Origin of the sequence: Desulfobaculum bizertense DSM 18034 (assembly GCF_900167065.1) — a bacterium.
Classification (GTDB): Bacteria; Desulfobacterota; Desulfovibrionia; order Desulfovibrionales; family Desulfovibrionaceae; genus Desulfobaculum; species Desulfobaculum bizertense.
Window position 1 is genome coordinate 112,969 of sequence record NZ_FUYA01000006.1, and the last position, 22,454, is coordinate 135,422.

Genomic DNA, 22,454 nt, shown 5'->3' on the forward strand with positions numbered 1-22,454 from the left:
TATTCTTATGAACTAGGATTGACCCTCGTCTCCACGAGTTGCAACAGAGCTTCATCATACCGGCAAAAAGGTTCTTTTTTCAGTCTGTTATGCGCCAGCCTTCCACTTGTGTACTGAAATCAGGTCTCTGCATTGTGCAGAATTGATGTATACACCCTGCTCCATTTGAATCCCCCAACGCGATTTTGCCACCCCAAAGGGCATACTGCGCAGCCAGATGGAGTGCAATCTGAACGGTCAAGACCGGAGTAGGACCGGCAGAGTGAACGAGAGCAGGACCACATTCAGAGAACGGGAAGAAGGGAACGGCTGGTTGCCGTGGCCCAGAACGTAGCAACCTATTACTGGGGGAACGAGGAGGACCACATGAGTAAAACACTGACCAAAGCCGACATTGTCGACAGCATTTATGAAAAAGTCGACAAAAACCGCGCCGAAGTCAAAGGCCATGTCGAATCCCTGCTGGATATCATGAAGCAGGCTGTCAAGCGTGACAATTCTCTGCTTATCAGCGGATTCGGAAAATTTGAGGCGTACGATAAAAAGGCTCGCAAGGGCCGCAATCCGCAGACGGATGAAACCATCATCCTTCCGCCAAGAAAGGTCGTCGTGTTTCGACTTTCCCGGAAGTTCCGTTCCGAGCTTAATTCCTAAGCCGCTTTTCGGGATACCGATCTTTCTGAGGGCATGAGGCAAAACACCGCTTCATGCCCTCAAGTTTTCTCCGCCCAGTGGCAACACCACCGGGCGTTTCTTTTGCTAGTCGCGGAGCACAAAGCTTTGCGGGTAGCGGGACTTGAGCAGGGCATGTGCCCGTCTGGCACGGTCCATACCATCAAAACGCCCCGCCTGAACACGGTAAAAACTCCGTCCGTCCACTTCGGCACGGCGTACCCGGCTCTGCCGGAATCCCTGCCGAACAAGCGCTTCGCGGGCGTGTTCTGCATTCCCCCATTCAGTAAAGGCTCCCACCTGAATATAATACGGCGCACCTGCCACTTCACGCGCAATGCTTCGTGACGGCGGATGCCCGGCCATGCCAATGGCTTCGACCTTGACAGGCGCAGTCCCCGGGCCAATCACGCCAAGAGACTTGGCCGCTGCATAGGACAGGTCAATCACCCGGGTCCCCACAAACGGACCACGGTCATTTACCCGGAGCACCGCACTTTTCCCATTACTCCTGTTCGTGACCCGAACTACGGTGTTCATGGGCAAAATTTTGTGGGCGCAGGTCATGTTGTACATGTTGTAGACCTCGCCATTCGAGGTCTTGCGACCATGGAACGGCTTGCCATACCACGACGCACGTCCCTTCTGGGTAAAGCCATCCGCGCTTTTGAGCGGATAATAGCGGACCCCGTTCACGGTGTAGGGGCGGAATGTCGCCTTGGGTGATGGCCCAGCTTTGTGCGAATGGTACGAGCCTCCGCTTTTGGGCAGCGGCGAGCTTGGAACACGCTCTTTGCCGCAGGCAGCAAGCAGCATCACAGCCACAAGGGCCAGACATGTCAGGACTGTTCTCGGGTATCGATGGGCCATCCGATCTCCGGGGATTAGAGTTCAGCAAAAGGCAGGTCTCAACGCTGTGACCCGTCTTTCTTTATAGCGAAAGAAAGGCGTTTCGTCGAAACAAGACTCGCATCACGACACGGTTTTTTTCAAAAGCGTGGCGCCTAGCGAAGTCCCGTTATGCGTACCCGCGCCGTGCCAGCCCGGACAAAGCCAAGCTTTTTGGCTGCTGCATAGGACAGGTCAATGACACGGCCACGCGCAAAGGGTCCCCGGTCGTTCACCCGAACCACAACGCTCTTCCCGTTGCGAAGGTTCGTAACCCGAACCCGGCTGTTCATGGGAAGCCGCTTGTGCGCGCAGGTCATGGCGTACATGTTAAATCGCTCGCCACAGGCCGTACGACGTCCATGAAAACGCCGCCCGTACCACGACGCCCTTCCCTTTTGGGAAAAGCCCGCAGCACTTCGCAGCGGATAATAGCGCACACCCCGCACGGTATACGGCCGCTGCGTGCCTTTGGACGCACGGGAGGACACAGCTGTTTTTTTCTTGGAAAAAGGAGAGGGGGGCACATGCGGCCTGCCACAGGCAGAAAGCAGCAAAAGCGTCGCAAAGGCCAGACAGAGCAAAACACACGATGAGTATCGGCGAGGCATCAGGTCTCCGAAGATGTCATTTCAGGCAGAATAAAAAAAAGCACAGAAGGACAGGCTCCCCTGCCCTTCTGCACAGCATAGCGCTAGTAGATGTACACGGACCCTCTCGGCGGATGGTGATGCCGCCGGTGGTGATGGTGCTTTTTATACTTGTGGTGACGGTGTCCCTTTTCATAATGAGGCTGGTTATCGTACACATACCGACCAGGGAAACAGCCAGACAGACCAAGCAAAAACACAAGGCTCAGGCCAAGTATCGCAAGGCGCAGATATCGACGGGGCATAAAAACTCCGGGGATTGTTTTTCGATTGGGGATTGCGTCAAAAAAGACAGGGCATCACGTCGATGCCGTTCACGACAGCACACAGAAGGTCTCAGCAGAAGAGGATTCAGCTAGCGAAGTACGTCAAGGCGAACCCGCGCCGTACCAGAGCGGACAATGTCCAGCTTTTTGGCAGCAGCATAAGACAGGTCCACAATACGGCCATGCGCATAGGGACCACGGTCGTTCACCCGAACAACAACGCTTTTTCCATTACGAAGATTGGTGACCCGAACCCGGGTCTTCATTGGCAGGGTTCTGTGCGCACAGGTCATGGCGTACATGTTAAAACGCTCGCCACTGGCCGTACGGCGGCCATGAAAGCGGCGGCCATACCACGATGCAACGCCCTTTTGCACAGAAACAACTTCTGCTCGCGGACGAGACGCGGTTCTGGCAACAGGCTGTTGCCGGAGAGCTGGCGCAAGAGCAGCTTGGGGAGTGGGTGCCGGTGCAGGACTCGTCTGGGCTGGAGCCGGAGTCTGCACAACGGGAGCGGCCGGAGTCGAGCGTCGTGCTCCACATCCGGCCACAAGAAGGCACACCGCAAGTGTGCACATGAAAATGCAAATATTTCGAAACATGTGAATCCTGCTTTCTTCTGTGACCTTGTGCATCATAGGGGTGATGCAGTCCAGAACCTACAAGAGAGTCTGCATGCCGTCGAAACCGTGCACAAGCACGGATAACTGTATAATTATGTATGCTTTTTTGAAGGAATGACTCGCAGCGTGACAGCTGCGGTTCCAGGACCTACAATACCAAGCTTCTTTGCGGCGGCATAGGACAGGTCAACGATACGGCCCGGCTTATAGGGTCCGCGGTCGTTTACCCGAACGATTATTTTCTTCCCGTTACGGTGGTTTGTGATCTCCACCAGGGTATTCATTGGCAAAATTTTGTGTGCGCAGGTCATGTTGTACATGTTGTAGCGCTCACCATTTGCGGTCTTCCGTCCATGGAACGGCTTGCCGTACCAGGACGCAACGCCCCGCTGTTCAAAATCCCGAGTGTCCTTGATCGGGTGGTAGCGACGGCCACGCACCACGTAGGAAGCAGGGGCAATCTGAACGGATTCTTCAAGCACTGGCCCTACATCAGCAAAAGCATTTGTTGCATTTGTCAATGTAATAATCATCAGCCAGAAAAATAGAAAAGCTGCGATAGCAGCCATCCACATACTGAAGATTGTAATTCTGTAGCTATTCATCGTCTTTCCTCGTACCTTAGTTAAGCCCAAGCCAAGCTCCTACACAAAATTTTGTTTTTTATGCAAGCCCAGCACAGCAGGGGAGAGGAAAACAGATGATTTCCACTTTTTTTCCTGTTATTCTGATAAATTTTGTCCTGTCAAAAGGCCGCAAAATTGGTCAGACCAATCTATAATTATCTGAAAACACATTTTCTTTTCGATTTTGCATTTTCTTTGTGCACACCCTGCGCATATCATACGCCTCTTCATACATAAAAATCGGTTTCCCATTGCATCTATCTTGCAGAAAAAACAGCATATTGCCCGACAGAAGCTTCCGCTTCTCAAGCCCTCGCACAGACATGACTTTTCCATATTTTTTTCAAAACGATTTCAGCAAGAAACACTGAAAAATTGTGTATATCGAAAAAACAGGGCTGGAAATTTCTGAAAAAATCGTTATCTTGCCCCGGATGCGTAAGTCACACAGGGTTCTGTGAGGGGCGCATACATATATTTATGAAGCACAGCGCGTTTCCAGCACTTGGGAATGCGCTTTTTCTCGGGCTGCAACATGCGCCCGCAGTTATGTACCCCAATGACTTCGTTCTGCGCGCCTGTGAAAGCACTAGGCGTAAAAGCCCGTTTCACGCAGCAGGACACGTACGCAGAGAATTTTGCCTCTTTGTCCTGTGCGACAAAGCGGGCTGGAAAGAAAGGTATATGCACGCTATAGTGTGACCCGAATGGAATGTCCTGTTTCGAAGCATCGAAAAGCATCCCAATCTTCACCATCATGCGAGGGACCCAAATGAAGTGGCCTTACAAAGATCTCCTTGACGTCGACCTCCTCACTCGTGAGGAGGTGCAGCGCATTTTCCAAACCGCCGACTCCTTTATGGAGATCAATAATCGTTCAGTTAAAAAAGTTCCCACGCTTAAAGGTAGAAGCGTGGTTCTTTTTTTTGTGGAGCCATCAACGCGGACTAAAACATCCTTTGACATGGCTGCGAAACGCCTTTCCGCAGACACATTCTCCCTTGCCAAAGGCTCCAGCAGCCTGACCAAAGGCGAGACACTGAAAGACACGGTGCAGACTCTCCAGTCCATGAAGATCGACGCCGTTGTCATCCGCGACCCACGCGATGGGGCCGCAAAATTTGCCGCAGAGCGTCTGAACTGCGCCGTACTGAATGCTGGTGACGGACGCCATGCCCACCCCACACAGGCTCTGCTCGATGCCTACACCCTCCGCAAAGTCTGGAATGGTGAATTTGAAGGCAAGACCCTGCTCATCCTTGGCGACATTGCCCACAGCCGTGTTGCCCGTTCCAATGTTCATCTTTTGACCAAGCTCGGCGTCAAGGTCCGCCTCTGCGGTCCCCGCACCCTGCTTCCACCCCGTCTGGACAGCTGGCCCGTCGAGGTCTTCCACGACGTCAACGAAGCCGTCAAAGGCGTTGATGCAGTCACCACCCTGCGCCTCCAGCTTGAGCGCATGCAGGACGGCCTGCTCCCCAGCCTCGATGAGTACTCCAAGCTCTTTGGCATTGGCGTCAAGCATCTTGAACTGATGAACCCCGGCGCAAAGATTCTGCACCCCGGTCCCATCAACCGAGGCGTTGAACTGAGTTCCGAACTGGCCGACCACGACGCCAGCATCATTCTGGATCAGGTTACCTCTGGCGTTGCCATCCGCATGGCCATGCTGTTCCTCCTCATAACCCGCAACGACTAGGGGGCAGACGTGTCACAGTCGAGTTTTGTTCTTGAGAATGTTCTTTGGCACGATGCTGCGCACGACCTGCATGTGGAAAACGGCGCAGTCAAAGAGCTGGTTCCGGCTGGCTCCGTTGCATCCGACGCCAAAAAAATTGACGGCAAAGGCATGCTTCTGCTTCCCGCCCTGACAGACGTTCACACCCATCTGCGTGAACCCGGCCAGGAGTGGAAAGAAGACATTGCCTCTGGTCTCACGGCAGCCGCACACGGCGGCTTTGCCAACATCATGTGCATGGCCAACACCAGCCCGGTAAACCACACTGCCGCTGTAACCACCCTCATGCTGGACAAGGCCCGCAAGGCCTTCCCGGACGGTGGCCCGCGCCTCTTCCCCATTGGCGCACTCACAATGGACCTCGCAGGCAAGGACCTCGCCCCAATGGGCGAACTGGTCGAAGCGGGCTGCAAAGCCATTTCCAATGATGGCCAGCCCGTAGAAAACAACGAGCTGTTCCGCCGCGCGCTGGAATACGCAGCAGACTGCGGCGTGCGCGTCATTGACCACTGCGAAGATCCGCACATGACCATTGGTGCAGGCATCAACGAAGGCGTGGTCTCCTCCCGCCTTGGTCTCAAGGGCCAGTCCACCTGCGCCGAGGCCATTCAGGTTGCCCGCGACGTGATTCTTTCGGAATATCTCAAGATTCCCGTGCACCTCGCACACATCAGTTGCCGTGAATCTCTTGAAATCATTCGCAGCGCCAAAGAGCGCGGCGTGCAGATTACGGCAGAAACCTGCCCGCATTATCTGACGCTGACCGAAGAAGCCACTGCCGAATACGACACCAATGCCAAGGTAAACCCGCCCCTGCGCACACAGGACGACGTGGACGCCATGCGCGAGGCTGTCCGTACCGGTGTCATTGACATGCTCGCTACGGACCATGCGCCTCACGCCGCCCACGAAAAAGAACACCCCTTTATGCAGGCTCCCAACGGCATCACCGGGCTGGACACAGCGCTGCCCGTGACCATGAAGCTTGTAGAAGACGGAATTCTGAGCATTGACGATCTTATCCGTCTGTGGTGCACCGCTCCGGCAAAAACATTTGGACTGCCCTGCAATACATTTGCACCCGGTGATCCAGCAGACTTTATTTTGTATGACCCCAAGGAATTTTGGGTTGTATCAGAGGAAACGCTCTATTCTAAGGGCAAAAACACACCTCTGCTCGGCACCACAATGCTGGGACGCTGCGCTGCTCTTTATGTTGGCGGCCACAGCGTGATTTGACCTCTCACGTTTCCATTCATATAGTTTCTCTCTCCGGTAAGGACTTTCCAGCTGACTAACTGAATCACATGGAGAGAGAACATGGACAAAACGTACAGAGATGCCGTCAGCATTTGCAAAACCATTATGCGAAACGGCTTCGAGGCATATGTTATCAACGCTCGGCTTCAGCGGGAACTCATTGCAGAGACCGGTGAAGCCGAGCTTGATATTGCAACCGACATGGACCCGGAAGGCCTCGACAAAATTTTCCCGGAACTCACACTTTCAGAAAACAGCCGCTTCCTCGGGAAACTGAGCGAAGGCGGCGTGCTGTACAGGTTCTACCCTCTCGAAGCAGAAGACTCTGCCTACCCCGAAGAGTATGTTGCCCGACTCACTCCCCGCCTTCTCAAGCGGCTTGGCGACAAGGGCGAACTCCCCCCAAACATTGCCTGCCCATACACCCCCGGCATCAAGGACCGCTACGCGGGCTTTGTCGACATCGAGCAAGGCCTCGTCAAATTTTCTGGCAATGCAGACCTCACCCTCAAGCAGGACTATCTTCGTGGCATTCGTGCCCTTCGTTTTTCGGCCAACTATAATCTTCCCATTGAGCACAATACATGGATTGCCATAGTTCGCGGTGCCCGCCGCATTTTGGACTACGTTTCCATTGCGGACATCATGGACGAGTGGCGACGGGTTGAAGCCGAAAACATGTATGAATTTGTGCGACTTCTCTTTGACTGTCAGATTCTTCATGGCCTGCTTCCAGAAATTGCCGCCCTCTCCCGCGTTACCCAGCTCCTGAACCGGGAAGCAGATCAGGAGGAAAGTGTCTTTGAGCACACGCTCAAGCTTATGCGGCACTATCCAGAACAAAATCCATTTGACTGGAAAGGCACCATTGCCTGTCTATTCCACGACGTCGGCAAGCTCTACACAGCGGAGTATTTCGCCGGGAACTGGCATTTCCACCAGCATCATCAGGTCGGCGCGCAGGTCACCCGCAAGATACTTCACCGTCTGCGTTTCACCCCCGAAGACACCGACCTCATTTGCCATCTTGTCCGCCATCACATGCGTTTCTCTTCCATGCTCACAGACAAGGGCATTCGCCGCTTCCGCGCCCTGCCAGAACATCTTCGCCTCATTGAAATGGAACGCGCCAACGTTAAGGCCCGCAAAGGCAACTACACGGACTTTAATCACAATCTCAAAATGATGGAACGAACAGAGCTTCCCGAAGAAATGCTTGAGCCACTTCTCAACGGCAACGAAATTATGGAGTTCACCAACCTGAACCCCGGTCCTGCGGTAGGACTGATTCGAGACGCCCTGCTCAATGCACAAGTTTCCGGAGACGTCAGTTCTGTGCCCGAAGCTGTTGAATTTGTCCTGGGATACAAGGAAAACAGCACAAAAGAGTAGCGCGTTTTGCACCCAGTCCAAAGCTCACAACGTCACAATTCTGTTTTCACCTTGTGAATCAGACAAAAATAAGAGACAAACAATCGGTGCAGGCGACAACTCGTTTGCACCGATATATTTTTTTGCTCCACATTTGGCAGTCTCATCATTCGTGACTGCCTGCATCCGGTTAGAGAGAATGGATACAACAAATCTGCTCGATTTGAGCATCGAAGAACTTCACGAAACACTTGCCGAGCTTGGCGAACCTCGCTTCCGCACCGGGCAGGTGTTTCAGTGGCTCTGGGAAAAGCGCTGCCGAAATATTGAGGACATGACAAACCTCTCCAAGGCCCTTCGCGAAAAACTCGCCGAAAGCGCCGTCATCAGCTACCCAGAAATCGCCGAAACCGCAGTCAGCTCTGACGGTACAGTCAAATTTCTGCTTCGCCTCAAAGATGGAGAACTGGTCGAAACCGTTCTCATCCCTGACGAAGCCTACACAACCCAGTGCCTCTCGACGCAGGTCGGCTGCACTATGGCCTGCACCTTTTGCAGCACTGGGCAGATGGGATTTACCCGCAGCATGACTCAGGCCGAAATCCTCGGCCAGATTCTCGTTGCGCAGGACTACATCCAGCAGGATGGCAGTCTGCCCCCACTTCGGAATACCGTTTTTATGGGCATGGGTGAGCCGCTGCTCAATACCGATGCCGTCATCCGCTCCCTGCGCATCATGACAGACCCCAAAGCCTTTGGGTTCTCTACCAGAAAAATCACGGTTTCCAGTGTCGGCATCCCAGCTGGCATTCAGGCCCTGGGAGAAGCTGCCCTGTGTCGGCTCGCTATCTCCCTTCACGCACCAACGCAGGAACTGCGCGAGCAGATCATGCCAAAGGCTGCCAGAATGACCCCGCTCGACCAGCTTATGGACATTCTGGACCAGTATCCGCTGCGCCCCCGCGAACGTGTGACCTATGAATACATTTTGCTGCGTGGGGTCAACGACAGGCCCGAACACGCACGGCAACTGGCCAAACTTTTGGGAAACCGCAAGGCAAAGGTGAATCTCATCGCCTGCAACCCTGCCCCCGGAGACCCGTACGAGGCTCCTCTCCCGGAAGATGTGCTTACCTTTGAAAAAATCCTCTGGAGCCGCGACATCACCGTCATCCTGCGAAAAAGCAGAGGACAGGACATCGCCGCGGCCTGTGGACAGCTCAAGGTACAGCTCGAAGCACAACAATAACCCTCAAAAGGACGAATCATGATTGATCTGGACTTTGACAAGCAGGGCGGTCTCGTCCCTGCTATCGCTCAGGATGCCCGCTCAGGAGAAATCCTAATGCTCGCCTACATGAACGAAAATGCCTGGCATAAAACCCTGGAGACAGGGGAGGCTCATTACTGGAGCCGTAGCCGACATTCGCTCTGGCATAAAGGTGAAAGCAGCGGTCATGTGCAGCATGTCAAGTCCATCCGTGTGGACTGTGACAGCGACACTATCGTGCTCCTCGTGGAGCAGGTCGGCGGCGCTGCCTGCCATATGGGCTATCGCTCATGCTTTTATCGCGAACTCAAAGACGGTACCGTCTCTGAGTGTTCCCCTAAAATATTCGATCCTTCGGAGGTTTATAAATAATGGCTGCTGACGCTAACAACAACGGTTCCCTGCTGAAATTCGGTCTGCCCAAAGGCTCACTCCAGGACTCCACCATCTCCCTGCTCGAACGCGCAGGATGGAAACTGCGACAGCACCACAGAAATTACTTCCCCGACGTCAATGACAGCGAAATGAAATGCAGCCTCTGCCGCGTTCAGGAAATCCCTCGCTACATTGCCGACGGCACCCTCGACCTCGGACTCACCGGAAAAGACTGGATCCACGAAACCGGCCACGACAAAGACGTCGTCGTTGTCTCCGATCTCGTCTATTCCAAGGTCTCAAACCGCCCCGCTCGCTGGGTCCTCGCCGTCGCCGGTGACTCCCCATACAAGCGACCAGAAGACCTCGCAGGGAAAAAAGTCTCCACCGAGTTGATGAACTTCACCAAGGAATATTTCGAAGACGCAAATATCCCTGTGCAGGTCGAGTACTCCTGGGGCGCGACCGAAGCCAAAGTCGTCGAAGGTCTCGCTGACGCTATCGTCGAAGTGACCGAAACAGGCACGACCATCAAGGCCCACGGCCTTCGCATTATCGCCGAACTTATGCAGTCCAATACCCAGCTCATCGCTAACCGCGAAGCCCTCAAGGACCCCGCTAAGCTTAAAAAAATCCAGCAGATCGACATGCTCCTCCACGGCGCCCTCGACGCTGAATCCATGGTCGGCCTCAAAATGAACGTCCCGGAAGACCGCATTCCCTCCATCCTTGACGAACTGCCCGCTATTACAGCCCCTACAGTCGCCAACCTCTGGAACAAAGACTGGGTCTCTGTCGAAATTATCGTCAACCAGTCCGTCGTCCGTGACCTCATTCCAAAACTCGTCGAACTCGGCGCCAAAGGCATCATCGAGTACCCACTCAATAAAATCATCTAGCTTCTCAAGCCCCCGCAAGGGGGCTTTTTTTTAGGGTGGTGGGCGGGGACTCTGTCCCCGCACCTCTGCAAGGGGCGCTGCCCCTTGACCCCGCCCAAGGACGAGGCCCTTGGGAATCCCGATTTCGCCCGAAATAAAAGGGGACCGAAATGTGATGAGAGCTACGCTCTCCTCTCCATTTCGGTCCCCTTTTTTTCGGCCTAATTAACTGGGCGCGTGTTCTTTTTCTTTGCGCTCCAACCCTTTCTTTTTGAACGCTCGCGTTCAAAAAGAAAATGGTGGCGAACGCACGAGAAGGAGAAAGAAGCTCTCGACGTTATGCCTAACAAGTTTGAATTTCATTCACGCGAAGCGTGGATGGAATTCAAACTCGATGAGGATACGTAAGGGAATCATTCCCTTACGCGGGGGTTTGGGGGCAGGCCCCCAACTTCCCCCACCCACCCATCCAGCGCTAACACGCTGGGGCAGGCCCCCAATCTTCTTCCCACCCGCCCATCCAGCGCTAACGCGCTGGGCAGGCCCCCAATCTTCCTCTCCCCCAATAAGAAAAGCCGGAAGCGGGTGAAGCTTCCGGCTTATGCTGGGGGGGAGGGTATGAAAGGCCTAAAAGGGCCAAATCATGGGTACAAATATCACGATGAGCACGAAGCTAATAAGCTGCAAGGGCCAACCTGCTTTAGTGTAGTCGAGGAAGGAGTAGCGACCTGGGCCGAGCACGATAGTGTTAGGCGGGGTAGCCACGGGGGTGAGGAAGCAGGCGGAGGCGGACATAGCGATACCCATAACGAGAGGCAACGGAGAGACGCCGCCGTTGACAGCGATGGGGATAGCGAGAGGCGCCATAAGCGCAGCAGTAGCCGTGTTGGACATAAAGTTGGTTACCATAGCGGTGAGCGCACAACAGACAGCGAGGAGCATGTACGGGTTTGAGACATGCTTAACGACGTTGTCAGCGATGAGCTGAGCAGCACCAGAGTCCTTCATCGCGGTAGACATGGAGAGCATGCCTGCGAAGAGGAAGATTGTTGTCCAGTCAACGGCTCTGTAGGCTTCGTTAACAGTCATACAGCCGGTAATCACGACGAGACAGGCACCGAGCATAACCGCAGTCACGAGCGGGAGGAGCTTGGAGACCATAGCGACGACGACGAAGATGAAGATGCCGACAGACCACCACATTTTTTCTGGTCTTTTTGGCTTTTGGACTTCGACCATCTCACATTCCTTGACCTCATCGGGCAAGAAGCGCCGACCGATCACGGCGTAATAAATAATACCAGCAGCAAAGAGGATGGCACCGATTTTAGCGAACTCAAAGAAGCCAAAGGGTTCGACGCCAGCGGGACCCATCTGCTCAAGCACACTGTTGACGAGTCCATTTGGGGGGGTACCGACGAGAGTCATGGTACCGCCGAGTGACGCGGCAAAAGCGACAGGCATCAAAATTTTACCTGGCTTGATCTTCGCAGTCGCACACATGCCCATAATCATGGGGATGGCAACGACGATGGTTCCTGTGTTAGAGAGGAAGGCAGACAAAACGCCAACAGCAAGCATGGAAAGGATGAGCACCCGACTTTCCTTTCCTTTTGAAAACTTAAGCGTAAGCAGCCCGATTTTTTCTGCAAAACCAGTCACGAATGTTGCCTCTCCCACGACAAACATTCCCATAAAGATGACAACCCACTGGTTACCAAAATTTATGAAGGCTTCATTTGCTGGAATAATCCCAAATGCGCTCAGGGCAACGGGAACCAGCATTGCAGTAATGGGCAAAGGCACCAGTTCTGAGAAAAAAAGAATTGCAGCGACAAAAAGAATGATTAAGGTTAGATACGCATGCGTAAGAGATGGAACGGGTGCCGCATAAGCAGTTGTGGCTAAGACCAAGACCAGTGCACAGGCTAACAATCCGAAAGTGCATAATTTTTTCATGTCGTATCCTCGGTTATGGGGGAAGCGATAGAAGAAAGGTCACGTCTCTCGTCCATTTTTTATGTTCCCCCGCTCAGAGTGGCCGCTCTGAGCGGGGGATTTTTTTATGGGTTAATGTTCATAGCTTTCAACAAAGGGAGCGATACGCTCGTGAGAGCGCTTGACCCTGTCGCGAAGCTGGCGGCGATAGGCATCCATGTCCGGGATAGTCTGAGTTGCAACACCAGTATCCATAGCAGCCTGAGCAACGGCGGGAACGACCCACTCAAGTACGCGAGAATCAAGAGGCTTCGGAATGACGTAGTCAGTGCCAAAGGACAGCTCTGTCACGCCGTAGGCGTCGAGGGTTTCCTTCTGGACAGGCTCCTTGGCGAGAGCAGCAAGGGCCTGAGCGGCAGCGATTTTCATCTCTTCGTTAATCTCGGTAGCGCCAACGTCGAGAGCGCCGCGGAAGATATAGGGGAAGCCGGAAACGTTGTTGACCTGATTCGGGAAGTCGGAGCGGCCAGTACCCATGATGCACTTCGGATTGGCTTCCTTGGCTTCGGGGTAGGTGATTTCCGGATCGGGATTTGCCATGGCAAAGATAACCGGCACGGGAGCCATGCTGCGAACCATGTCCTGCGAAAGCAGGCCCTTGGTGGACAGGCCGAGGAACATGTCTGCGCCCTTGATGACTTCTTCGAGCGAGCCATAGTTCTTGTCCTGAGCAAGCTCTTCCTTGTACTTATTCAAACCTTCGCGGCCCTTGTAAATGAGACCACGAGAGTCAAACATGAAGAGATTTTTCTTCTGAACACCGAGCTGGAGATAGAACTTTGCGCAGGCAGTACCAGCAGCGCCAGCACCAACGACAACGACTTTGAGGTCTTCCATACGATTTCCAGTAATCTCGCAGCTGTTCATCAGAGCAGCGCCAGAAATAACGGCTGTGCCGTGCTGGTCGTCATGGAACACAGGAATATTCATTTCTTTCTTGAGCTTCTCTTCAATGTAGAAGCACTCAGGGGCCTTGATGTCCTCAAGGTTAATGCCACCAAAGGTCGGCTCCATTGCCTTGACGATCTCGATGAGCTGGTCAGGACTCTGGACTTCAAGGTTGATGTCGAAAACATCGATGTCGGCGAAGGTCTTAAAGAGAACGCCCTTGCCTTCCATAACGGGCTTTGCAGCCAGCGGGCCGATGTTGCCAAGGCCGAGGACGGCGGTACCGTCAGTCACGACGCCAACAAGGTTGGAGCGGCCGGTGTAATCAGCAGCCGTAGCAGGATCAGCATCAATCTCGCGACATGCTTCTGCAACACCAGGAGAATAGGCCAAAGACAGATCTTTCTGGGTCACGCAAGGCTTGACCGGAACGACTTCCACTTTACCCTTACGCGGGACTTTGTGATAAGCCAGAGCCTCTTCCTTTGTGAAAAGAGCCATTTTAATCTCCTGTTATTTCTTGTTAAAATCGTAATTGGGAACGGCGTACTGGTCGTTTCCATGGCTGTCGTCAACGACGAGCAGCGGAAAATCCTTTACCGAAAGCTTGCGTACAGCTTCGGGGCCAAGGTCATCAAAAGCGATGACTTCTGCCTCGGTAATGCACTGCGAGAGGAGCGCACCAGCGCCGCCTGTGGCACCAAAGTACACGCCTGTGTACTGCTTCATGGCGTCGCGGGTTTCCTGATTGCGCTTGCCCTTGCCAATGCTGGCTTTCATGCCAAGGCTGTACATGCGCGGAGCGTAGGCATCCATACGGTAGCTGGTCGTGGGGCCAGCAGCACCAATGGGACGGCCCTTGGGAGCCGGGCTTGGACCGACGTAATAGATGGCAGAACCCTGCACATCAAAAGGAAGCTCTTCGCCACGGTCCAGCATGTCACAGAGACGCTTGTGGGCAGCGTCACGAGCGGTGTAAATGGTACCGGTCAGCTTCACCACATCACCAGCATGCAGTTTCGCAATGTCTTCGTCTTGCAGCGGAGTGGTCAGATTGTAGGTCGCCATTAGAGTACAACCTCCTTAATGCGGGATGAATGGCACTGCACATTCACGGCCAGCGGCAGGCTGGCGATGTGACAGGGCCGCATTTCGATCTTCACGCCCAGACAGGTGGTCTTTCCGCCAAGGCCCATGGGGCCAACGCCCAGCTTGTTCAGCTCGGTAAGCAGCTCTTCTTCCATCTTGGCGAGCTGCGGATCAGGGTTCTCCTGAGCCAGCGGACGGAACAGGGCTTCTTTTGCAAGCGCGGGGGCCATGTCAAAGGTGCCGCCAATGCCAACGCCAACGATGGTGGGCGGGCACGGGTTCGGGCCAGCTTCGGCCATGCGGCGGAGCACAAAGTCCTTGATGCCTTCCCAGCCCTGAGCCGGGGTCAGCATGGTGCAGCGAGACATGTTCTCAGAACCGCCGCCCTTGGCCATGTGGCGAATGTGCAGCTTGTCACCGGGAACAATCTTGATGTGCACAACAGCCGGGCTGTTGTCGCCCGTATTCTTGCGGGTCAGCGGGTCGCACAGGGATTTACGCAGCAGGCCCTTGTCGTAGCCCTCAATCATGCCACCGTTAATGATCTCTTCGAGGTTACCGTTGACGTGAACATCACTGCCAAGCTCGACGTAAAAGACACCAACACCGGTATCCTGACAGAGCGGCAGGCCAGAATTTCTGGCAAGTTCAGCGTTTTCGAGCAGCTGGCCCAAGACCTCACGGGCAGAGTCAGAATCTTCCTTGTCGCGAGCTGTTTTCAGCGCCTCTTCCACATCTTCGGGAAGGTAGCGAGCCGCGTTCAGAACAAGATCAACAACGGCATCATGAATCTGTGAAGCCTCAATGACTCTCATGCGTACACCCCTTGTGTTGGAGCTTTTTGATGATGCGTTTGGGGACAATGCCCTTCACGGAGTGCAGGGTCAGCATACGACGCATAATGCCGAGCTGGTCCTGAAGCGGGATGTGCTTGGGGCACACATCTTCGCAACCGAGCAGGCCCATGCAGCCAAACGCGCCCTGATCATTACCAATAACCTCGTAATAGTTTTCCTCGGTGCGCTCGTCGCGCGGGTCCAGATAAAACCGGGCGATGCGGACGATGGACGCAGCACCAAGGAAATCCTTATGCATGCGGGCTGTACCGCAGGCAGCGATGCAGCAGCCGCATTCAATGCAGCGATCAAGTTCAAACAGGTCGTTTGCCAGATCATTTTCCATCCGCTCTTCTTCCTGCTTCGGATCAAAATGATCGTGGTCGTTATGCACCCAAGCCTCAATCTTTTCGCCTGCATTACGGAACCAGGTTCCAGTATCTACAGACAGGTCGCCAATCAGCTTAAAGACTGGCAGGGGCTGGAGCACGATATGTTCGGGAAGGTCTTTGGTCTGCGTGTGGCAGGCCAGACCGGGACGGCCATTAATGACCATGCCGCAGGACCCGCAGATGCCCGCACGACAGCAGAAATCAAACTGCAGCGTGGGGTCCTGCTCGTCGCGGATTTTGTTCAGCGCGATGAACAGGGTCATGGAGTCGTACTCGTCAACATAGAACGACTGCATGTGCGGCACGGAAGCCGGGTCCAACGGATTATACCGGAAGATTTCAAGATGAAGACGACGATTCATTTTGCGGCTCCTTCTGCTTACTTGGTCTTTTTGGTGGCTTTTTTGCCCTTGCCGGGAACAGTCAGCTTTTCTTCCGGCAGATCGGCTGGGATAATCTTACCGCCGCCATAACCACGCTCGCCCGGAGGCATCTCGTAATATGGAGAAGCTTCTTCATATTTCAGCACAGGCAAGGTCTCGCCGTCTTTCCAGTACGCCAGCGTACGGGTGAGCCATTCCTTGTCGTTTCTTTCCGGGAAGTCTTCACGGGTATGAGCACCGCGGGATTCTGTTCGCTGGAGAGCACCGTATGCGACGCACAGGGCCAGCTTGATCATTCCGGGCACCCGAAGGGCGAGAGACACTTCTGGGTTGAAGCCAATGGTGGAACCCTGAAGCGTGATGTTTTCTGCACGCTTGGACAGCTCCTGCAAGCGATCCACAGCCTTTTGCAGGTCCTTGCCGTTTCTGAAAATGCCAACACCTTCCATCATGGTGTCCTGCATCTCATTACGCAGCTCGGTTGCACTTTCGCTGTTCGACTTGGCAGTGCTCAGCGTCTTGATGCGGTCCGCAACCAGATCGTGTGCGTCCTGCATGGCGCTCTGCTTGAAGTCCACGGAATGTCCCTGCAAGAATTCAACAATCTGCTTACCGACATAGCGGCCAGCAACAACGGTCTCAGCAAGCGAGTTGCCACCAAGACGGTTAAATCCGTGCATATCCCAGCATGCGCACTCACCAGCTGCATACAGACCCTGCAGGCCATACGCTGCACCGTTCTTGTCTGTACGGATGCCGCCCATTGAATAGTGCTGGGTCGGACGAACCGGAATAAGCTGATGGATGGGGTTCACACCAAGGAAGTTGTTGCAGATGTCATAGACTTCGCGAAGCTTGGTGGTGATGTGCTTTTCGCCAAGGTGACGAATGTCGAGCCAGAGGTGATCGCCGTATGGTGATTTCACGCCAAGGCCCTTGCGCATGTGTTCTTCCATGCGGCGGGACACAACGTCACGCGATGCCAGCTCGGCCTTTTCAGGCTCATAGTCAGGCATAAAGCGATATTCGTTCACGTCCAGCAAGGTACCACCGTCACCACGGCAACCTTCAGTTACCAGAATGTCTGTGGGCACGGTGCCTGTGGGATGGAACTGAATGGCTTCCATGTTGCCAAGGGGAACCAGTCCCGTATTCAGGGCAGTAATCTGTCCGCCACCATCACAAATGACAGCGTTGGTTGTGGCGCGGTAAATGCGGCCAAAACCACCTGTGGCGATCAGGGTTGCGCGAGCATAATAGGTCATGAGTTCGCCAGTACGCAGATCGCGAACAATGGCGCCCATGCACTTTTCACCGTCGTGAATCAACGCTTCGGCCTGTGTGCGGTCGTGAATGGTCACGTTGAAACGCAGGCACATGGAATCAAGAGTGTTCAGAACAGAACGGCCTGTGCCGTCTGCGGTGTAGCAGGTTCTCCACTTGGCGGTGCCACCAAAGGCACGAGCGTGGATGAGACCATGCTTTTCTTTCAGTTCAGTGGCTTCAAAGGGTTTGCCACCTTTGTAATACGTATGGGTTCCGGCTTCGACACGGTTCCACGGCACGCCCCAGTGGGCGACTTCGCGCATGACGATAGGAGCGGTTTCCGCAAAAATGCGGGCGACTTCCTGGTCACAGCCCCAGTCGGAGCCTTTAACCGTATCTGCAAAGTGGATGTCTGGGCTGTCGCCCTGACCCATAATGGCGTTTCCGAGAGCTGCCTGCATGCCACCCTGCGCAGCAGAGGAATGCGAGCGGCGCGGCGGGACAATGGACAGGCAGGTGACGTTGAATCCGGCCTTTGCGGCCTCAACGGCAACGCGCTCACCTGCAAGCCCGGCCCCCATGCACAGAAGATCAGTGTAGAATGTTTTCATAGCTGCATCCTGTCTATTCTTATTGGCGTTAAGTAAGGGGCAAGGTCAGAAGGCGGATAAGGGTCAGCAGACCAACCGCAATGAAAACACCCATGAGGACATTCTCAGCCTTCTGATACCAGTGACGTTTTTCACTGGAGATAAAGCCGTATTTCACACCGATACGATAGAAGCCGATGCCGACATGCAGCTCGGCTGCGGGGAGCAGGACCAGATAGAATGGAAGCCAGAAGCCACTCTGGATTCTGGCGGCACTCTTCACTGCGGTGATGGGAAGGTTGGTCAGGACAACCCAGATATGGATGCTGGCCATAACCAGAATAACCAGTGCAGAAACGACCTGCACGACCCACAGCCACGTATCCTTGTGGTGCATCATGACACTATGCTTGAGGTAAGCTTCCTGCTCGGAAATCTTCCACGGCATCTTTCTGGCTGCCACGACAAAGTGCACAAAGATCATCATCCCGATGAGGGGACCACCAATCTGGGCCATATAGGTCACTTCAAAGAACCACGCGATGGCATTCATGAGCTTGGGACTGATCAACACACTGGCGACCAGTATCATGTGTGCCCACAGAAAAAGGATAAGCAGAACTCCTGTCGCCATTTGAAGAGCATCAAGCCGCCCCATGGCGATACTTTTCTTCTTTTTGACGTGGAGAGTGAGCGTGCTAGCGTCCATAACAACTCCTTCACGAAAAGGGTGGGTTTGTGTGCGTGAATGCGGTGCACGAGAAAAAACGCTTCATCACCAAAAACACATCATCTCCTGCCATGAACCTGTGCCCTTCCTCCTTTGTCTTTTTTGGCAGACAGACTTCTTTTGATTTCTTCTATATACATTCCTGTTTTTCTCTTTCCTGCTTTTCAGTAAAGCATCTGTCGTGCCAAGTATGATTTCAAAAAAAGACGCATATTTTTAAACAGTTAACTTTTCACGCTCTCAAAACAAAAGAGGATTTTCCTGCTCAGCAGGAAAATCCTCTTACGCTACAGGAAAACATGTTCCTGTTTTATGATTTTATCTTGTATTTCTTGAGAAGTGCATAAAAACGGGACTGCGACAGGCCCGAAAGTTCCACAGAGCGCTTGATTGAGCCACCCGTACTGGCAAGCAAATGCTTGAGGTAACCCTGCTCTGCCTGCGAGACCACCTTATTTCGGTGTTCCTGCATAGTAGGAATGCTTTCGTCGTCAGCCACATACTCAAAGTTTTTCGGCAGGCCACCCTTTTCTGCATCCGGAGTGATGCGCTTGCGAACAATCTTGGCCCGCAGCTCTGGCGGAAGATGCTTGAGATAAATCTGACTCTCATGCCGGGCAGCCGTCACCGCAAATTCCACAGCATGAACCAGCTCGCGCACATTGCCCGGCCAGTCATATTCCTCCAGCGCGGCAATAACGTCTGACCCACATTCCTTGGGATCCCACCCATTTCGGTCAGCCACTAGTGCCATATAATGCTCCACCAAAAGATGCACATCACCTTCCCGGTTCCGTAGCGGTGGCAGTTCAACGCTTGCCCCACGGATACGAAACGCCAGATCAGGCCGAAACGTTCCGGCGCTGATCATTTCATCAAGATTACGGTTTGTCGCCGCGACCAGACGAAAATCACAAGGCTGCTCTTTTTTTGCGCCCAGCGGACGCACCATTCTTTCCTGCAAGACCCGCAAAAAAATCTTTTGCACCGAAAGCGGAAGTTCACCAACTTCATCAAGAAACAGCGTGCCTCCGCTGGCCTGCAAAAGCAGCCCCTGTGTGTCACGAACAGCGCCCGTAAAGGTCCCACGGGCATGCCCAAAAAGCAGGGATTCCGCAATCTGCTCGGGCAACGCCGCACAGTCCACGGTAATAAATGGTCCCGAAGCCTGTGGGCTGTTGTTATGGATGGCCTTGGCGCACAGCTCCTTACCTGTGCCTGTTTCGCCTGTCACCAGCACACTCACATCACCCGGAGCACACTGGGCCACCCGCTCCAGCGTCCGTACAATCTGCGGGCTTTCACCCACAATATGCTCACGGCGCAGGCTCTGAACCTGCCGAACTTTTTTGGTTCCCAGCCGCTCGCGGCGGTAATCCATCGCCCGGTCCAGCGTGGCAATGATTTCAGTCATGGAATCCGTCTTTTCGATGTAATCCCATGCCCCGCTGGTAATCGCCAGTTCCGCACCATCAGGATCGCTGTTTCCGGTGATGATAATCACCTCAGGATGTGACGGCTGGCCAATAATATCTGGAATTATGGACAGGCCGTTTCCATCTGGAAGGCGCACGTCCAGAAACACAGCATCAAAATTCTTCTTTCGCACCTGTTCAAGTCCCTGCCCCAATGTTGTTGCAGCATGGGCCGCATATCCAGCATTTTGCAGGACTCTGCACAGGGCATAGTTCATGTCTCCATCGTCATCCAGGATGAGAACATTTTGCGGATTCATTTTCTGCCCCGCCTCTTAGGTTGTATTTTCGTCCAGAAGTTCCCTCGCCACCTTACACAATTCATATGTATCAAAAGGTTTACGGAAAAAGCGCGATACGCCCTGCTTTTTCCAGTCTGCATCTGAGGCAGAGGAATAGCCCTCCCCTTCAAAACCACTGTAGAGAATCGTGGGGAGTTCCGGCCGCAACGTCCGCACCACCCGGATAAGCTCGGTGCCAGTCATGTGTGGCATAAGCTGATCCGTCAGGAGCAAGTCATAGTCCTCTGGCTTGGCCCGAAACGCACTCAGCGCATCAACCCCACTCGAAAACACCGCGACCTGATAGCCACAGCGCTCAAAGAGCTTTTGCACCGGATAGGCCATATCCTCGTCGTCATCCACGAGCATAATCCTTTCGGTACCCTCGCAATGCACGTTTTCCTGTCGCACAGGAACGTCTTTTTCCATGCTGTTGCCAGCGTAGGGCATGAGCACAGAAAAGGTTGTGCCCTCACCAACCGTGCTGGCAACCCGAATGTCTCCATGCGAATTGCGAACAATGGATTCCACCACAGACAGCCCAAGCCCTGTGCCGCCTTCGTACTTTCTGGTGGTAAAAAATGGATCAAAAATCTTTTCCAGTGCAGACGGTGCAATTCCATGCCCCGTGTCCCGCACCTCCAGCACCACATAGTGCCGATTGCTGATGCCCCGGGCCTCGGCTTCCCGCGAGCCAACATCCCGCACAAAAAGATCAAGGCGCAAGGTGCCCCTGCCTCCAGACATGGCCTGCACCGCGTTGGTACACAGATTCATAATGATCTGGAGATACTGGTCAGGGTCAGCGCTAATCAGGGCCGAGCGGCAGCGGTTATAGACCTGCACGGTCACGGTCGGCGGGATAAAGGTCCGCAGGAGCTGCAAGCACTCTTCCAGCACCCGCCCCGGATGAACCGGACGCTTCTTCCCTTTGTTGGGAGCACCAAAGGCCCGCAGGCGGCGGACAATGGTTTTGCCCCGGTTGGCCGCGTGCAAAATGCGCCGCAGGTCTTCATTGATCGAACTGTCCCCGCGGGTTTCGGCCAAAGCCAGTTCACCACAGGAAATTATCGCTCCAAGTATGTTGTTAAAATCGTGGGCAATCCCACCAGCAAACACGCCAATAGCTTCCATCTTCTGGGCCTGATGAAGCCCGCGCTCCATCTGTCGCCACGGCTCAATAATGGAACCAACCATGTGCAGGCTCACCGGGACAATCACCACGGCCAGAACCGCAAGGGTTCCCACCACAACCATGATGATGGCCCGATACATGTGAGAATGCAGCTTTTCAGAAAGCTCGTCCTGCTCATGCGTTATGGAATCTATGTAAAAGCCTGTTGCAATCCAGTAAGACGTTCCCGGAATACGTTCTGAGTATACGAGCTTTTGACTCGGATATGCCTGCCCAGGCTTGGCAAACCAGTATTTGACAAACCCACCACCACTGGATGCTTTTTTTGTCAGCTCCGCAATGTACTCTTTGCCATACGGATCTTTATGGTGCAGTCTGGAGACACCTTTGAACTCTGAATGCAAGGGATGTGCGATATTGATACCATTCATATCATATATGAAGTAATATCCATCCTCACCGTAACGCATTTCTTCTGTCGCATGGCGGAGTGCCTCCGGAGACAATTCTCCGGGAACATCTTCAAGCATGGCTCCAAGCTGGGCCGAAACAGAATGAATGGAGGTCGCAAGCGTCCGCTTATACCCTTCCAGTGTTGCCTGACGGGATTCCTGAATAATCTTCTGCTGAACCCGTTCCATAAAGTAAATGTATGCAATGCCGATGCTCGCGGATGAACACACCATGATGAGCACAAGCAGTGTAATGCGTCGAGCAATTGTAGGGTTCCGCTGCAACATTCAAAAAAGCCTCCACCTTTCATGCACTTACAGT

The 22,454-nt window shown here is 53.9% G+C and carries 21 protein-coding genes; 7 read left to right on the plus strand and 14 right to left on the minus strand.

Annotation, left to right across the window (positions count from 1 at the left end; all coding sequences use genetic code 11):
• The first annotated feature begins 366 nt into the window (after window positions 1-366).
• Window positions 367-654 (plus strand): integration host factor subunit alpha, encoded by a 288-nt coding sequence (locus B5D23_RS10030; RefSeq protein WP_078685303.1) that lies wholly within the window; start codon window positions 367-369, stop codon window positions 652-654.
• Window positions 655-759: 105 nt separating this feature from the next.
• Here B5D23_RS10030 and B5D23_RS10035 read toward each other — a convergent pair whose 3' ends face one another.
• The 5 genes from B5D23_RS10035 to B5D23_RS10050 all read right to left on the minus strand — a co-directional run bounded on the left by B5D23_RS10035 (window position 760) and on the right by B5D23_RS10050 (window position 3,704).
• Window positions 760-1,542, minus strand: coding sequence for a septal ring lytic transglycosylase RlpA family protein (locus tag B5D23_RS10035; protein ID WP_078685304.1), 783 nt, complete (start codon window positions 1,540-1,542; stop codon window positions 760-762).
• A gap of 134 nt (window positions 1,543-1,676) precedes the next feature.
• Complete coding sequence (locus B5D23_RS10040; protein ID WP_078685305.1) at window positions 1,677-2,171, minus strand: septal ring lytic transglycosylase RlpA family protein; 495 nt, start codon at window positions 2,169-2,171, stop codon at window positions 1,677-1,679.
• An 83-nt stretch (window positions 2,172-2,254) separates the two neighbouring features.
• Window positions 2,255-2,455 carry a hypothetical protein gene (locus B5D23_RS14925; protein WP_144012603.1) on the minus strand — a complete coding sequence of 67 codons (201 nt, stop codon included), beginning with the start codon at window positions 2,453-2,455 and terminating at the stop codon, window positions 2,255-2,257.
• Window positions 2,456-2,565: 110 nt separating this feature from the next.
• Window positions 2,566-3,078, minus strand: a complete 513-nt coding sequence (locus B5D23_RS15325; RefSeq protein ID WP_078685396.1) for a septal ring lytic transglycosylase RlpA family protein — start codon at window positions 3,076-3,078, stop codon at window positions 2,566-2,568.
• A gap of 113 nt (window positions 3,079-3,191) precedes the next feature.
• A complete protein-coding gene (locus tag B5D23_RS10050; RefSeq protein ID WP_233813369.1) occupies window positions 3,192-3,704 on the minus strand; it encodes a septal ring lytic transglycosylase RlpA family protein in 513 nt (170 codons plus the stop codon).
• A gap of 793 nt (window positions 3,705-4,497) precedes the next feature.
• Here B5D23_RS10050 and B5D23_RS10065 point away from each other — a divergent pair.
• From B5D23_RS10065 to hisG, 6 genes are all read left to right on the plus strand, one after another.
• Complete coding sequence (locus B5D23_RS10065; RefSeq protein ID WP_078685308.1) at window positions 4,498-5,424, plus strand: aspartate carbamoyltransferase catalytic subunit; 927 nt, start codon at window positions 4,498-4,500, stop codon at window positions 5,422-5,424.
• 9 nt (window positions 5,425-5,433) lie between these two features.
• The gene (locus tag B5D23_RS10070; protein ID WP_078685309.1) at window positions 5,434-6,702 is read left to right on the plus strand and encodes a dihydroorotase; all 1,269 of its coding nucleotides are present in this window, start codon (window positions 5,434-5,436) and stop codon (window positions 6,700-6,702) included.
• Between the two features lie 81 nt (window positions 6,703-6,783).
• Window positions 6,784-8,115, plus strand: coding sequence for an HD domain-containing protein (locus tag B5D23_RS10075; RefSeq protein ID WP_078685310.1), 1,332 nt, complete (start codon window positions 6,784-6,786; stop codon window positions 8,113-8,115).
• Between the two features lie 178 nt (window positions 8,116-8,293).
• The gene (rlmN, locus tag B5D23_RS10080; RefSeq protein WP_078685311.1) at window positions 8,294-9,343 is read left to right on the plus strand and encodes a dual-specificity RNA methyltransferase RlmN; all 1,050 of its coding nucleotides are present in this window, start codon (window positions 8,294-8,296) and stop codon (window positions 9,341-9,343) included.
• 18 nt (window positions 9,344-9,361) lie between these two features.
• Entirely contained in the window at window positions 9,362-9,736 is a 375-nt protein-coding gene (hisI, locus tag B5D23_RS10085; RefSeq protein ID WP_078685312.1) for a phosphoribosyl-AMP cyclohydrolase, read from the plus strand.
• Window positions 9,736-10,638: an ATP phosphoribosyltransferase gene (gene hisG / locus B5D23_RS10090; protein ID WP_078685313.1), complete on the plus strand. Its 903-nt coding sequence runs from the start codon at window positions 9,736-9,738 to the stop codon at window positions 10,636-10,638. Before hisI ends, hisG begins: the two co-directional genes overlap by 1 nt.
• Before the next feature lie 606 nt (window positions 10,639-11,244).
• On the opposite strand, the gene B5D23_RS10095 is transcribed toward hisG, so the two are convergent.
• From B5D23_RS10095 to B5D23_RS10135, 9 genes are all read right to left on the minus strand, one after another.
• Window positions 11,245-12,576: an SLC13 family permease gene (locus B5D23_RS10095; protein WP_078685314.1), complete on the minus strand. Its 1,332-nt coding sequence runs from the start codon at window positions 12,574-12,576 to the stop codon at window positions 11,245-11,247.
• 111 nt (window positions 12,577-12,687) lie between these two features.
• Complete coding sequence (locus tag B5D23_RS10100; RefSeq protein WP_078685315.1) at window positions 12,688-14,004, minus strand: malic enzyme-like NAD(P)-binding protein; 1,317 nt, start codon at window positions 14,002-14,004, stop codon at window positions 12,688-12,690.
• 12 nt (window positions 14,005-14,016) lie between these two features.
• Window positions 14,017-14,571: a Fe-S-containing hydro-lyase gene (locus tag B5D23_RS10105; protein WP_078685316.1), complete on the minus strand. Its 555-nt coding sequence runs from the start codon at window positions 14,569-14,571 to the stop codon at window positions 14,017-14,019.
• Entirely contained in the window at window positions 14,571-15,407 is an 837-nt protein-coding gene (locus B5D23_RS10110) for a fumarate hydratase (RefSeq protein ID WP_078685317.1), read from the minus strand. Before B5D23_RS10110 ends, B5D23_RS10105 begins: the two co-directional genes overlap by 1 nt.
• Window positions 15,394-16,182, minus strand: coding sequence for a fumarate reductase iron-sulfur subunit (locus B5D23_RS10115; protein WP_078685318.1), 789 nt, complete (start codon window positions 16,180-16,182; stop codon window positions 15,394-15,396). Before B5D23_RS10115 ends, B5D23_RS10110 begins: the two co-directional genes overlap by 14 nt.
• A 17-nt stretch (window positions 16,183-16,199) precedes the next feature.
• On the minus strand, window positions 16,200-18,080 hold the full coding sequence (locus B5D23_RS10120; protein ID WP_078685319.1) for a fumarate reductase flavoprotein subunit: 1,881 nt from the start codon (window positions 18,078-18,080) through the stop codon (window positions 16,200-16,202).
• A 28-nt stretch (window positions 18,081-18,108) separates the two neighbouring features.
• Window positions 18,109-18,768 carry a succinate dehydrogenase/fumarate reductase transmembrane subunit gene (locus tag B5D23_RS10125; RefSeq protein WP_078685320.1) on the minus strand — a complete coding sequence of 220 codons (660 nt, stop codon included), beginning with the start codon at window positions 18,766-18,768 and terminating at the stop codon, window positions 18,109-18,111.
• A 331-nt stretch (window positions 18,769-19,099) separates the two neighbouring features.
• Window positions 19,100-20,524, minus strand: coding sequence for a sigma-54-dependent transcriptional regulator (locus B5D23_RS10130; RefSeq protein ID WP_078685321.1), 1,425 nt, complete (start codon window positions 20,522-20,524; stop codon window positions 19,100-19,102).
• 15 nt (window positions 20,525-20,539) lie between these two features.
• Complete coding sequence (locus B5D23_RS10135; RefSeq protein ID WP_078685322.1) at window positions 20,540-22,420, minus strand: cache domain-containing protein; 1,881 nt, start codon at window positions 22,418-22,420, stop codon at window positions 20,540-20,542.
• Between the last annotated feature and the right edge of the window lie 34 nt (window positions 22,421-22,454).